The 12,679-nt window shown below is 68.2% G+C and carries 15 protein-coding genes; 7 read left to right on the top strand and 8 right to left on the bottom strand.

Annotation, left to right across the window (positions count from 1 at the left end):
* Positions 1 to 10 precede the first annotated feature (10 nt).
* Positions 11 to 2,008, bottom strand: a complete 1,998-nt coding sequence (locus tag AC3A6G_RS01650) for a DNA topoisomerase IV subunit B (RefSeq protein ID WP_487857963.1) — start codon at positions 2,006 to 2,008, stop codon at positions 11 to 13.
* Positions 2,009 to 2,174: 166 nt separating this feature from the next.
* Here AC3A6G_RS01650 and AC3A6G_RS01655 point away from each other — a divergent pair, with 166 nt between their 5' ends.
* The 6 genes from AC3A6G_RS01655 to AC3A6G_RS01680 all read left to right on the top strand — a co-directional run bounded on the left by AC3A6G_RS01655 (position 2,175) and on the right by AC3A6G_RS01680 (position 7,125).
* Complete coding sequence (locus tag AC3A6G_RS01655) at positions 2,175 to 3,398, top strand: MFS transporter (protein WP_487872885.1); 1,224 nt, start codon at positions 2,175 to 2,177, stop codon at positions 3,396 to 3,398.
* 16 nt (positions 3,399 to 3,414) lie between these two features.
* Positions 3,415 to 3,555, top strand: a complete 141-nt coding sequence (locus tag AC3A6G_RS01660) for a hypothetical protein (protein ID WP_487857965.1) — start codon at positions 3,415 to 3,417, stop codon at positions 3,553 to 3,555.
* Between the two features lie 22 nt (positions 3,556 to 3,577).
* A complete protein-coding gene (locus AC3A6G_RS01665; protein WP_487872886.1) occupies positions 3,578 to 4,189 on the top strand; it encodes a class I SAM-dependent methyltransferase in 612 nt (203 codons plus the stop codon).
* Between the two features lie 36 nt (positions 4,190 to 4,225).
* Positions 4,226 to 5,116: a 4-hydroxy-tetrahydrodipicolinate synthase gene (dapA, locus tag AC3A6G_RS01670; protein WP_487872887.1), complete on the top strand. Its 891-nt coding sequence runs from the start codon at positions 4,226 to 4,228 to the stop codon at positions 5,114 to 5,116.
* 135 nt (positions 5,117 to 5,251) lie between these two features.
* Positions 5,252 to 6,343 (top strand): NlpB/DapX family lipoprotein, encoded by a 1,092-nt coding sequence (gene bamC / locus AC3A6G_RS01675; protein ID WP_487857968.1) that lies wholly within the window; start codon positions 5,252 to 5,254, stop codon positions 6,341 to 6,343.
* 5 nt (positions 6,344 to 6,348) lie between these two features.
* Complete coding sequence (locus AC3A6G_RS01680; RefSeq protein ID WP_487872888.1) at positions 6,349 to 7,125, top strand: MBL fold metallo-hydrolase; 777 nt, start codon at positions 6,349 to 6,351, stop codon at positions 7,123 to 7,125.
* A 108-nt stretch (positions 7,126 to 7,233) separates the two neighbouring features.
* On the opposite strand, the gene AC3A6G_RS01685 is transcribed toward AC3A6G_RS01680, so the two are convergent.
* The 3 genes from AC3A6G_RS01685 to AC3A6G_RS01695 form a co-directional block, all read right to left on the bottom strand.
* Positions 7,234 to 7,503: a hypothetical protein gene (locus AC3A6G_RS01685; RefSeq protein ID WP_487857970.1), complete on the bottom strand. Its 270-nt coding sequence runs from the start codon at positions 7,501 to 7,503 to the stop codon at positions 7,234 to 7,236.
* A gap of 95 nt (positions 7,504 to 7,598) precedes the next feature.
* Positions 7,599 to 8,120, bottom strand: a complete 522-nt coding sequence (locus AC3A6G_RS01690; protein WP_487872889.1) for a hypothetical protein — start codon at positions 8,118 to 8,120, stop codon at positions 7,599 to 7,601.
* Positions 8,110 to 9,252 carry a JmjC domain-containing protein gene (locus tag AC3A6G_RS01695; RefSeq protein ID WP_487857972.1) on the bottom strand — a complete coding sequence of 381 codons (1,143 nt, stop codon included), beginning with the start codon at positions 9,250 to 9,252 and terminating at the stop codon, positions 8,110 to 8,112. Before AC3A6G_RS01695 ends, AC3A6G_RS01690 begins: the two co-directional genes overlap by 11 nt.
* A 14-nt stretch (positions 9,253 to 9,266) precedes the next feature.
* On the opposite strand from AC3A6G_RS01695, the gene AC3A6G_RS01700 reads away from it, so the two are divergent.
* Positions 9,267 to 9,791: an FKBP-type peptidyl-prolyl cis-trans isomerase gene (locus AC3A6G_RS01700; protein WP_487857973.1), complete on the top strand. Its 525-nt coding sequence runs from the start codon at positions 9,267 to 9,269 to the stop codon at positions 9,789 to 9,791.
* 71 nt (positions 9,792 to 9,862) lie between these two features.
* Here AC3A6G_RS01700 and AC3A6G_RS01705 read toward each other — a convergent pair whose 3' ends face one another.
* From AC3A6G_RS01705 to coaBC, 4 genes are all read right to left on the bottom strand, one after another.
* Positions 9,863 to 10,363, bottom strand: coding sequence for an outer membrane lipoprotein (locus AC3A6G_RS01705; protein WP_487857974.1), 501 nt, complete (start codon positions 10,361 to 10,363; stop codon positions 9,863 to 9,865).
* A gap of 165 nt (positions 10,364 to 10,528) precedes the next feature.
* Complete coding sequence (dut, locus tag AC3A6G_RS01710; protein ID WP_487872890.1) at positions 10,529 to 10,975, bottom strand: dUTP diphosphatase; 447 nt, start codon at positions 10,973 to 10,975, stop codon at positions 10,529 to 10,531.
* Entirely contained in the window at positions 10,976 to 11,434 is a 459-nt protein-coding gene (locus AC3A6G_RS01715; protein WP_487872891.1) for a hypothetical protein, read from the bottom strand. It lies immediately after the preceding gene.
* Positions 11,434 to 12,657 (bottom strand): bifunctional phosphopantothenoylcysteine decarboxylase/phosphopantothenate--cysteine ligase CoaBC, encoded by a 1,224-nt coding sequence (gene coaBC, locus AC3A6G_RS01720; protein WP_487872892.1) that lies wholly within the window; start codon positions 12,655 to 12,657, stop codon positions 11,434 to 11,436. Before coaBC ends, AC3A6G_RS01715 begins: the two co-directional genes overlap by 1 nt.
* Positions 12,658 to 12,679: the final 22 nt, after the last annotated feature.

A 12,679-nucleotide genomic window follows, 5' to 3' on the forward strand; every position in this document is an offset into this window, starting at 1 on the left:
CAGAGGGGGGTCAAACATCGATGTCGACATCGTCGGCGCGCAGCTCCATCAGCTCGCGCCGCGCCGCCGCTTCGCCCTTGCCCATGAGCTTGGTGATCTCGCCCTGGGTGGCCGTGAAGTCGAACCTGCCCAATTGGACCTTCATCAGGCGCCGGGTGTCCGGATTGAGCGTGGTTTCCCACAATTGTTCCGCGCTCATTTCGCCCAGGCCCTTGAAGCGGCTGATGTTCCAGGCGCCCTCGCGGACCCCGTCCTTGCGCAGCTTGTCGAGCGTGGCCGTCAGCTCGCCCTCGTCGAGCGCATAGACCTTGGAGGCCGGCTTCTTGCCGCGCGCCGGTGCATCGACCCGGAACAGTGGCGGCTTTGCCACATAGACGTGACCGGTTTCAATGAGCTTCGGGAAGTGGCGGAAGAACAGCGTGAGCAGCAGCACCTGGATGTGCGAGCCGTCGACGTCGGCGTCCGACAGGATGCAGATCTTGCCGTAGCGCAGGCCGCTCAGGTCGGGCGTGTCGTTCGGCCCGTGCGGATCGACGCCCACGGCCACCGAGATGTCGTGGATCTCGGTGTTGGCGAACAGGCGGTCGCGCTCCACTTCCCAGGTGTTGAGCACCTTGCCGCGCAGCGGCAGGATGGCCTGGCTTTCCTTGTCGCGGCCCATCTTGGCGCTGCCGCCGGCGGAATCGCCCTCGACCAGGAAGACCTCGTTGTGGCTGATGTCCTTGCTTTCGCAATCGGTCAACTTGCCGGGCAGCACGGCCACGCCCGAGCCCTTGCGCTTCTCGACCTTCTGGCCGGCGCGCTGGCGCGTCTGCGCCGCCTTGATGGCGAGTTCGGCGAGCTTCTTGCCGTAGTCGACGTGCTGGTTGAGCCAGAGTTCGAGCGCGGGGCGCACGAAGCTCGACACCAGGCGCACCGCGTCGCGCGAGTTCAGGCGCTCCTTGATCTGGCCTTGGAACTGCGGGTCGAGCACCTTGGCGCTGAGCACGTACGAGGCGCGCGCGAACACGTCCTCGGGCAGCAGCTTCACGCCCTTGGGCAGCAGCGAATGCAGCTCGATGAAGCCTTTCACGGCCGTGAAGAGGCCGTCGCGCAGGCCGCTTTCGTGCGTACCGCCGGCGCTGGTGGGAATCAGGTTGACGTAGCTCTCGCGCACCGGCTGGCCGTCTTCGGTGAAAGCCACACACCACTCGGCGCCCTCGCCTTCGGCGAAGTTGTCGGCATTGCGGTCGGCATGGCCGGCGCCCTCGAACAGCGGGATCACGGGATCGCCGTTGAGCGTCTGCATCAGGTAGTCGCTGAGGCCGCCCTTGTAGAGCCACTGCTGCGTTTCCTTGGTCTTCTCGTTCGCGAGCGTGACGCTCACGCCGGGCATCAGCACCGCCTTGCTGCGCAGCAGGTGGGTGAGTTCGGCCATGGGCAGCACGGCGCTCTCGAAATACTTCGCGTCGGGCCAGGCGCGCACCGTGGTGCCCTGCTTGCGCTCGCCGGCCTCGAGCTTGCGTACCTCGAGCGCCTCGATCACGTCGCCGCCGCCGAAGGCCAGCTTCGCCACCGAGCCCTCGCGGTGCGAGCTGACCTCGAGCCGCTTCGACAGCGCATTCGTCACCGACACGCCCACGCCATGCAGGCCGCCCGAGAAGCTGTAGGCGCCGCCCGAGCCCTTGTCGAACTTGCCGCCCGCGTGCAGCCGGGTGTAGACCAGCTCGATCACGGGGGCGTTCTCCTCGGGATGCAGACCGAAAGGGATGCCGCGGCCGTCGTCCTCGACGCTGACCGAGCCGTCGGCATGCAGCGTGACCTTGATCTTCTTGCCGTGCCCCGCGAGCGCCTCGTCGGCGGCGTTGTCGAGCACCTCCTGGATGATGTGCAGGGGGTTGTCGGTGCGGGTGTACATGCCCGGGCGCTGCTTCACGGGCTCGAGGCCCTTGAGCACGCGGATGGAACCTTCCGAATAGCCGGAGGCAGCGGACGCTGAAGCGGGAGAAGTCTTGGGGGGAGTCGCCATGGGGGCGGATTGTAGTCAGTCGCCACCAAACAACTGGATGCCCGTACAGCCGCCCTGCCGCCGGCGCCGTTGATGCGTCCGGCGCATTGCATTGCCGCGGATAAATCATCAATCGCGAAGGCCCGCACGCCGGCGCGGGGACGGGCAAATCGCTACATTCGACGCCATGTCAACGTCCGCGCCCGCCCTCTCGGTCAAGCAAGTCCTGTTCTGCGGGGCGATGATCGTCACGCTGTCGATGGGCATCCGGCACGGCTTCGGTCTGTGGCTGCAGCCGATCACCCAGGCGCAGGACTGGAGCCGGCAGACCTTTTCGTTCGCCCTGGCCATCCAGAACCTCTCTTGGGGCATCTTCGGCGTGTTCGCGGGCATGCTGGCCGACCGCTTCGGCGCCTTCCGCGTGCTGATCGGCGGTGCCGTGTTCTACGCGCTGGGCCTCTTCGGCATGGCGCATTCGCCGACGCCGCTGCTCTTCACGCTGAGCGCGGGCATCTTGATCGGCGCGGCCCAGGCGGGCACCACCTATGCGGTGATCTACGGCGTGATCGGGCGGCAGATCCCGGCCGAGCGGCGCTCGTGGGCCATGGGCGTGGCGGCCGCGGCGGGCTCGTTCGGGCAGTTCCTCATGGCGCCGATCGAGGGCCGGCTGATCGGCAGCCTGGGCTGGCAGACCGCGCTCGCGGTGGTCGCGGTGCTGGTGCTGGTGATCATTCCGCTGGCCTTCGGGCTGCGCGAGCCGAAGACCGCGGCGCTCTCGGGGCACCGCAATCAGTCGGTGCTGCAGGCGGTGGGCGAGGCCTTCCGCTACCCGAGCTTCGGGCTGCTGATGGCCGGCTACTTCGTCTGCGGCTTCCAGCTGGCGTTCATCGGCATCCACATGCCCACCTACCTGCGCGACCGCAGCCTGCCGCCCGAGGTGGCGGGCTATGCGCTGGCGCTGATCGGGCTTTTCAACGTGTTCGGCACCTACACCGTGGGGCTGCTGGGCCAGACGCTCGCCAAGCGCAAGATCCTCGCGGCAATCTACTTCGCGCGGGCGATCGCTATCGCGCTGTTCCTGGTGGCGCCGCTCTCGCCCGCGAGCGTCTACCTGTTCTCGGCCGCCATGGGCTTCCTGTGGCTCTCGACCGTGCCCGCGACGAACGCGATCGTCGCCGGCATCTTCGGCGTGGCCCACCTGTCGATGCTCAGCGGCTTCGTGTTCCTGAGCCACCAGGTCGGGTCGTTCCTCGGCGTCTGGCTCGGCGGCTATCTCTACGACACCACGGGCAGCTACGACGTCGTCTGGTACCTCGCGATCGCCCTCGGCGTGTTCGCTGCGCTGATCAACCTGCCGGTCAAGGAAGGCGCGATCACGCGTGCCGCCCGGCCTGCCGGGGTGCCGGGCTGAGAGCGAAAATAGGCCCATGACGCCGCAAACGCACCGCCAACTCGTCCACGCCGGCTGGCTCGCCGCCGCGCTGGCCGTGCTCGGCGGCGTGTTCGCGCTCTACGTCGAACCGAGCTTCCTGGTCACGCTGGTGGACCAGGTCTGGTCCTGTTTCTGAACCTTTCGCCCCATCGCCCAGAATGAAAGACGCAGTGCCTCCGCACGCCGGCACCGAGCCGTCGGAATGGATCGTTCGGTGGTCGCACCTGCTCGCACCGGGCGCCACGGTGCTCGACGTGGCCTGCGGCCGCGGACGGCACATGCGCTGGTTCGCCGAACGCGGGCATGCGGCGACGGGCGTGGACCGCGACGCCGAAGCCGTCGCGGCCGCGGGGGCCTTCGGCAAGGTGCTGGCCGCCGACATCGAGGCCGGTCCGTGGCCCTTCGCCGGCCAGGCGTTCGGCGCGGTGGTCGTCACCCACTATCTCTGGCGTCCGCGCATGGACGACATCTTGGCCGCCGTCGCACCGGGCGGCGTGCTGCTCTACGAAACCTTCGCGGCCGGCAACGAAACCGTCGGCAAGCCCTCGCGCCCCGACTTCCTGCTGCAGCCCGGCGAACTGCTTGCCGCCTGCCAGGGTTTGCGCGTGGTGGCGTATGAAGACGGCTTTCTGGCCGCGCCCGACCGCTTCGTGCAGCGCATTGCGGCCGTCCGGGAGGACCTGCCCGTTCCGGGAGCGCCGGTGCGCCATCCGCTGCGGGCCGGCCGAGCCCGCCGGGCCCGGGATTTCCAGGCCCCCCGGAGTCAGTAGAATCGACACTTTCGTCCACCGACAGAGAGATTCCCCTTGGAGCAACTGACAGGCAGCATCGTCGCTCTCGTCACGCCAATGCACGACGACGGCAGTGTCGACTATCCCGCCCTGCGCCGGCTGATCGACTGGCACATCGACGAAGGCACGGATTGCCTCGGCATCGTCGGCACCACGGGCGAATCGCCCACGGTCGACGTGGAAGAGCATTGCGAAATCATCCGCGTGTCGGTCGAGCAGGCCAAGGGCCGCGTGCCCATCATGGCCGGCTGCGGCGCCAACTCCACCAAGGAAGCGATCGAACTCGCCCGCTTCGCCAAGGGCGTGGGCGCCGACTCGCAGCTGCAGGTCGTGCCTTACTACAACAAGCCGACGCAAGAAGGCCAGTACCAGCACTTCAAGGCCATTGCCGAGGCCGTGGGCGACCTGCCCACCGTGCTCTACAACGTGCCGGGCCGCACCGTGGCCGATATGGCGCACGAGACCGTGCTGCGGCTCGCGCAGGTGCCGGGCATCATCGGCATCAAGGAAGCCACCGGCAACATCGAGCGCGCGCAATGGCTGATCCGCGACCTCCCCGCACATTTCGCCGTGTACTCGGGCGACGACCCCAGCGCAGTGGCACTGATGCTGTGCGGCGGCAAGGGCAACATCAGCGTCACGGCCAACATCGCGCCGCGCAAGATGCACGAACTGTGCGTGGCGGCCCTGGCGGGCGACGTGCGCCGCGCGATGCAGATCCAGTTCGAGCTGATGCCACTGCACCGCCACCTGTTCGTCGAACCCAACCCCATCCCGCTGAAGTGGGCCATGGCCCGGCTCGGGCTCTGCGGCGGTACGCTGCGGCTGCCGCTCACCGAGCTTTCGGACGCACACCATCCGGTGGTCGAGGCCGCACTGCGCGCCACCGGCCTCCTCAAGGGCTGAGCGGCTCCCCGCTGCCATCATTTCCTCTCCGCCGCACAGAGGTGACGCAACCTTTTGCCTGAACCGCGCTCTGAGAGTGCGGGCATCGCGGCCCACCACAGACTGACCGAACCCATTCCAACAAGGAAGACGACGTTGAAGAACATTGCGCACATCCCGCGAGCTGCACTGCTGGCCACCCTCGTTGTCAGCCTCGCCGCCTGCTCCGTCCTCGAGGGCGACAAGATCGACTACAAGAGCGCCGGCAAGGCCCCCACGCTCGAAGTCCCGCCCGACCTGTCGCAACTGTCGCGCGAAAACCGCTATGCGGTGCCGGGCGGCCCGGTCACGGCCAATGCCTACCAGGCCGGCGCGGCGAATGCGCCGGGCATCCCCACGGCGGTCGCCAACATCGGCGACGTCCGCATGGAACGCGCGGGCACGCAGCGCTGGATCGTCATCAACCGCTCGCCCGACCAGCTCTGGGATCCGGTCAAGGACTTCTGGCAGGAAAGCGGCTTCCTGCTGACCACCGAGCAGCGCAACCTCGGCATCATGGAAACCGACTGGGCCGAGAACCGCGCCAAGCTGCCGCAGGACATCATCCGCGGCACGCTCGGCAAGCTGGTCGACTCGGTCTACTCGACCGGTGAACTCGACCGCTTCCGCACCCGCATGGAGCGCACGCCCAACGGCACCGAGATCTTCATCAGCCACCGCGGCATGCAAGAGATCTACACCAACAGCCGCCAGGACCAGACCGTCTGGCAGCCGCGCCCGAGCGACCCCGAACTCGAGACCGAATTCCTGCGCCGCCTGATGGTCAAGCTCGGCGTCTCGCAGGAGCAGTCGAAGATCCTCGCCGCCACCACCGCGCCGACCAAGACCGCCACCATCGCCAACGTCGGCGGACAGCCGGTCGTCCAGATCAGCGAAGGCTTCGACCGCGCCTGGCGCCGCGTCGGCCTCGCGCTCGACCGCACCGGCTTCACCGTCGAAGACCGCGACCGCAGCGCCGGCATCTACTACGTTCGCTACGTGACCCCGAACGCCGACAAGAAGGAATCGGGCTTCTTCGGCAAGCTGTTCAGCGGCTCGAAGAAGGACGAGGCACCCGTCAAGTTCCGCATCGTGGTCAAGGGCCAGGGCGAGATGACGACCGTCGCCGTGCAGAACGAAGCCGGCGCGCCGGAGGCCTCGGCCAATGCAGAACGCATCGTCAAGGTCATTGCCGACGACCTGAAGTAAGCCGCATGCTCCGCTTCCGAAGCCTCGGCAGCGGCAGCACGGGCAATGCCGCGCTGGTCGAGGCGACCAGCGGCGGCCGCACTTCGCGGCTCCTGATCGACTGCGGCTTCGGCATTCGCCAGCTCGACCTGCGGCTCGCGAAGGCGGGCCTCACAGCGGCCGACATCGACGCGATCTTCATCACGCACGAGCACGGCGACCACATCGGCTGCGCCCATGCACTCTCGCGCCGCGAGCGCATTCCGGTCTGGATGAGCGAAGGCACTTGGCTCGCTACGGGCGGGCGCGATTTCGAGGGCCGGCTCCATCTGGCGCGCGACGATGCGGCCTTCGAGGTCGGCGACCTGTCGGTACAGCCCTTCACCGTGCCGCACGATGCGCGCGAGCCGCTGCAGCTTCGCTGCTCCGACGGCGCGCGCACGCTCGGTGTGCTCACCGACCTGGGTCATGCCACGAGCCATGTGCTGTCGAGGCTCAGCGGCGTGCATGCGCTGCTGCTGGAGTTCAACCACGACAGCGACCTGCTGGCGAATTCCTCGTACCCGCCGTTTTTGAAGCTGCGTGTGGGCGGCCGGCACGGCCATCTGTCGAACGCGGCCGCCGCGGAGATCGCGCGCGCAGTGCATCACGACGGCCTGCGCCACGTGGTTGCAGCGCACCTGAGCGAGCAGAACAACCGTCCCGAGATCGTGCGCCGGCTCATGGCCGAGGCCCTGGGCGGACACGAGGCCGAAATGCTTACAGCGAACGCGCTCGACGGCTCGCCGTGGCTCGAGGTCTGAACAGGCCGGCGGGCTTCGACGAGCCCACGCAAAAAAGCCGCCCGATGATGAGGGCGGCTTTTTTTGCGGTCGTGCCAGGCGCAGGACGCGCCGGCAGCAGGCTCCGGATTACTGCTTGGGCGCTTCTTCCTTCTTGGCAGCGTCGGTCGCGGCATTGGCCGCGTCGAGTGCGGACGATGCGCCCGTAGACGGCGTGGCGGCCGCCGGATCGCTCATGGTCGACGGGCTCGATGCGGGCGGCATGGCCGGGGCGGGTTCGGTCACCGGTGCGGGCGGCGGCGTCACGACCGCCGGCGCGGCGTCCTCTTTCTTTCCGCAGGCCGTGAGGGCGGCAACGGCGATGAGCGAGGCGAGCAAGACGGAAGACGACTTCTTCATAGAGAAACTCCTTTGTATTGGGATGTCTGGACGAAAAAATTCTAGACCCCCATCGTCATCCCTTTGTGTCTTGCGGTCGCATTCGCGGCATTGGCTTACAAGCCCAATGTCGTTGCCGGAAATGCCAGCCGCCCGGCCCGCCACGATTCATCGAATGTTTCGCGCAGCGCGCGCCGGGCGCGCGGATCGAAGCCGCAGACGCCGCGGCTGCGCTCGGGGTCGATGCGGTGCATGAACCATGCGGGCGTCCAGATGGCGCTCGGCACCATTTGCACGCCGGCTGCGCCGCGCAAGCTGCGGCATTCGACGATGTGATCCCACATGCGGCGCCACGGCAAGAAGCGCGCATGCACGCGCTCGATCACGTCGAAACGCTCAGCGAGCAGCACGAAGCGCCGGCCCGGAGCCGACCAGGCCGTGAGCGCTTCGACGGCGGCACGCTCGCCGAGCGGCCAGTCGGCAAAATCCGGGTCGCTGAAGACCAGTTCGTTCCAGCCCTCGCGGGCCGCGTTCGCGAGCGCAGCACGCACGATGCCGTCGAAGGCTTCGCGGCCGTCGAAGCGGCCTTCGGGCAGATTCGGAGGCAAAGCCACGGCCTGCGCTTCTTCAGCCGGCATGGACCCACCCCGCCTCGCACCATTCGGACAACAGCGCCAGTGCGCCTTCGCTCGCCCGCGCCAGTTCGCGCGGACCGAGTGCGCGCCGATCGGCCAGCCGGCGCATCAGCGTGGCGTCGGCGCCGCCCGCGCGGAAGCTCTCGCCGTTGATGTAGAGGTGCCGCGCGTCGTAGAGCATGCGGGTGCGGCGGTCGAGCGCCACATGCCGCAGCACGTCGGGCACCTCGCCGCCGTCGTCGAACCAGACATTGGCCTTGGGCTCGGTGAGCGACTCGCCGAGCGCGCGGTCGATGGCATCGGGATCGCGCAGCGCCGCGTCGATGGCCTTGCGCGCGAAGGCCTGCATTGCCGCCGGCATCGCGGCAGGTGCATCGACCGCGGGCTGCGAGGGATCGCGGTAGCGCGCCAGTTCGGCCGGGCCCGCATCCTCCAGCGCTTCCGAATAAGCCTGCGCCATGCGGGCCAGCAGGTCGGCACCGAACTCGCCGGCAGCCGGCGAGCGCAAGCCGATCGAGCAGGTCATGCAGTCGTCGCCCAGGGCCACGCCGTCGTGCGCATAGCGCGGCGGCAGGTAGAGCATGTCGCCCGGCTCGAGCACGAAGCTCTCTTCGGGTTCGAAATGCTCGAGGATCTTGAGCGGCACGCCGGGCTGCAGGCGCAGGTCGTCCTGCCTGCCGATCGACCAGCGGCGCCGGCCCTGCGCCTGGAGCAGGAACACGTCATAGCTATCGAAATGCGGGCCGACCCCACCCTGGTCGCTCGCATAGCTGATCATCAGGTCGTCGAGCCGCGCATCGGGCAAAAAGCGGAACTGCTGAAGCAGTGCATGCACCCCGTCATCGTGCAGGTCGACGCCCTGCACCAGCAGCGACCATGCGGGCTGCGAAAGCGGCGGCAGGGCGCGGCGCCCGAAGGGGCCGTGCCGCAGGGTCCAGCCGGCCCTGCCATGGCGGATGAGCCGCGACTCCACCTCCTCGCGCCCGGCAAGGGCAAAGAGCGCACTGCGCGCTATCGGTGGCACCATGGCGGGCACGGCCTGGCGCACCAGCAGCGGCTTTTTCTGCCAATGTCGCCGCATGAACTGCGCGGCGCTCAGGCCGCCGAGCAGCGGCAGCGGTTGTGTGATCTCCATGGGAGAATTCTGCAATGGAAATCTCTGAACAATGCGTGGTCGGCCTGACCTGGACCATGAAAGACACCCTCGGCGAGGTGCTCGACGTGCTTGACGAGCCGGTGGAGTTCCTCGTCGGCGGCGACGACCTCTTCGATGTGATCGAAGCGGCGCTGCAGGGCCACGAGCCCGGCGCACGCGTGCAATTGCAGCTCGAGCCCGAGCAGGGCTTCGGCGACTTCAACGACCAGTTGCTCTTCCTGGAGCCGCGCGCGCTGTTCCCCGAGGGGACTGAAGAAGGCATGACCTTCGACGGCGCCGCGCTGCCCAAGGGCGTGAGCGAGGCGATGCCCAAGGACGTGATCTACACCGTGGCCGAGATCTACCCCGAACACCTCGTGCTCGACGGCAACCATCCGCTCGCCGGCATCGCGGTGCGGCTCGACATCACGGTGCGCTCGGTGCGCGAAGCGACCGAGGAAGAGATCGGCAGCGGCACTGCGGGCACCGCCTTCTTCAAGGTGCCGCCGACGGCGCCCGGCAACGACCTGCTGCACTGACGCCCCACTCGTCGAAGGCGCACAAGCAAAAGCCGGGCAGCGCCCGGCTTTTCTGCAGGCCGACGGTGCGCCTACATGCGCGAGATGTGCCCGTTGTCGATGCGCACGCGGTCGCCCACGCGCAGGTCGCCCGGGTGCGGCACGTCGAAGGCACGGTAGCCGCCACGATCGGTCTGCACCGAGATGCGGTAGCTCTCGTAGGCGCGCGGGCCGTTGTTCTGGGACTCGATGGTGTTGCCCAGCAGCGCGCCACCTACGATGCCGAGCGCCGTGGCCGCCGCACGGCCGCTGCCGTGGCCGAACTGGTTGCCCACGACGCCGCCCAGCACGCCACCCGCGACGGCGCCGCCGCCCGTGGGGCCGGTGCCCCCGGTTTCGCTGCGCAGCACCTCGATGTTGGCCACGTGGCCGTAGTCGACGTAGGCCGCTTCCTGGTAGGGCACCGCCTGCGGCGGCGCCTGGTAGGGATAGCGCGTGGTGTGATAGACCGGCGCCGGCGCGACGCAGGCGGTGAGCGTGGCCAGGGCCACCACCGAGGCGGCAATGGAAACGAAGCGCGTTGAGATTTTCATGGGAGGCTCCTCGAAATGGTGGGTGCATCCGTTGCACCAAGCCTGTGTCTAACGTTCTGGCCGCCAGCGAGATGACGCCCAACACACAGCACGATGTAGGAGCATGCCGCGCGCTTCGGGTTCCGGTCTTTACGGCTACGACATGAAGCCGCCGCCATGCGTTCGTCAGTGCTTGCCGGTCGACCCGTAGCCGCCTTCGCCGCGTTGCGAAGCTGAAAATTCGGTGACGACCTGAAACTGCGCCTGCACCACCGGTACGATCACCAGCTGCGCAAGCCGCTCCATCGGCTCGAGCACGAAGGGCGTGCTGCTGCGGTTCCACGCGCTGACCTTGAGCTCGCCCTGGTAGTCGCTGTCGATCAGGCCGACGAGGTTGCCGAGCACGATGCCGTGCTTGTGGCCGAGGCCCGAGCGCGGAAGGATCAGGGCCGCAAAACCCGGGTCGGCCAGGTGGATCGCGATGCCGGTGCCCACCAGCTGCCAGGCATTGGGCGCCAGCGTGAGCGGTGCATCGAGGCAGGCCCGCAGGTCGAGCCCCGCGCTGCCGGGCGTGGCGTAGGTGGGCAATTGATCCACCATGCGGGGATCGAGGATGCGGACGTCGACTTTCACTTAGTTGCTGCCTTGCTTGGTTGGCTGTTCTCTTTGATTGCGGTTGGCTTCTTCGAGCACCTGCTGCCACTTGGCGACACCGGGCGAGGCCAGGCCCTTGACGAGGCCTCTGCCGAGCCAGAACACGACGGCCAGCGCAACAGCCAGCGCACCGAAAGGCACGCCGGCCGCCCAGAGCACCAGGAAGACGACCGCGCCGATGCCCGCGAGCATCTTGAAACCCGTGGACCCGAGGGCGGTCTTCGCGGCTGCGGCGCTGTTCCCGGCCGGTGTGCGCCGGCGCTGCTGCTGCGCGGGCGTGAGCACCGCGCCCGGACTCGCTGCCGTCATGCCGGCGTCCATCTCGGGGTTGCCCTGCGCCACCACGCGGCGCGCGGCCTGGGCCGACAGCTGCTCCACGTAGCGTGCGAAGTCGCCGTTGGGCGGCGTGTTCCAGTCGGTGTTGTTCGTGGTGTTCATCAGGCTCTCCATTCAGGAAGTCGTGCGGCAATTTCGACCATCAGCTCGCGCGCGAGCCTGAGCTTGGGTGCGCGTGGCAGCTCGCGCACGCCGTTGGCATCCACCAGTAGCAGCGCATTGTCGTCCTGGCCGAAAGTCAGCGGGCCGATGTTGCCGACCAGGAGCGGAATGCCCTTGCGTGCGCGCTTGGCCTTGGCATGTTCGACGAGGTTCTCGCTCTCGGCCGCGAAGCCGACGCAGAACAGCTGCCGGCTCTTTGCGCGTTCGCTGCTCGCCACGGTGAGCAGGATGTCGGCGTTCTCGACGAAGTTCAGCACTGGCGTGTTGCCGCTGCCGTCCTTCTTGATCTTCTGCTCGCTGTGGGTGGCCGGGCGCCAGTCGGCGACCGCCGCGGTTGCTACGAAAATGCTAGCAGCCTGGGCCGCCGCCGTTGTCGCTTCGAGCATCTGCTGGGCCGAGAGCACGTCGATGCGGCTCACGCCGCGCGGCGTCGGCAGGTGGACCGGGCCGGCCACCAGCGTGACCTCCGCGCCGGCCTCGCGCGCCGCGCGCGCAATCGCGAAGCCCATCTTGCCCGACGAATGGTTGGTGATGCCGCGGATCGGGTCGAGCGCCTCGAAGGTCGGCCCCGTGGTCACGAGCAGTTTCTGCCCGGCCAGCACCTTGGGCTGGAAGAAGGCGGTGACGTCCTCGAGCAGCTGCGCCGCTTCGAGCATGCGGCCGTCGCCGGTCTCGCCGCAGGCCTGCCAGCCGCTGCCGACGCCGAGCACCGTGGCACCGTCGGCGGCCACCTGCATCAGGTTGCGCTGGGTCGCGGGATGAGCCCACATCTCGCGGTTCATGGCCGGCGCGATCAAGAGCGGCACGCGGTCGGCCGGACGCGCGAGGCACATCAGGCTCAGCAGGTCGTCGGCCCTGCCCTGCACCAGCCGCGCGATGAAATCGGCGCTGCAGGGCGCCAGCACGATCGCATCGGCCTCGCGGCTCAGGTTGATGTGGGGCATGTTGTTGGGCTCGCGCGCGTCCCACTGCGAGGTGTAGACGCTGCGCCCCGAGAGCGCCTGCATCGTGACCGGCGTGATGAACTGTTCCGCCGCTTCGGTCATCACGACCTGCACGGTCGCACCCGCCTTGACGAACAGCCGGCACAGCTCGGCCGACTTGTAGCAGGCGATGCCGCCCGTGAGACCGAGAACGATGTGCTTGCCGGCGAGATCTTGCATAGCGCTGGAGTGTAATGACCCG

It is taken from the genome of Variovorax sp. Soil_C_26, from assembly GCF_057657075.1.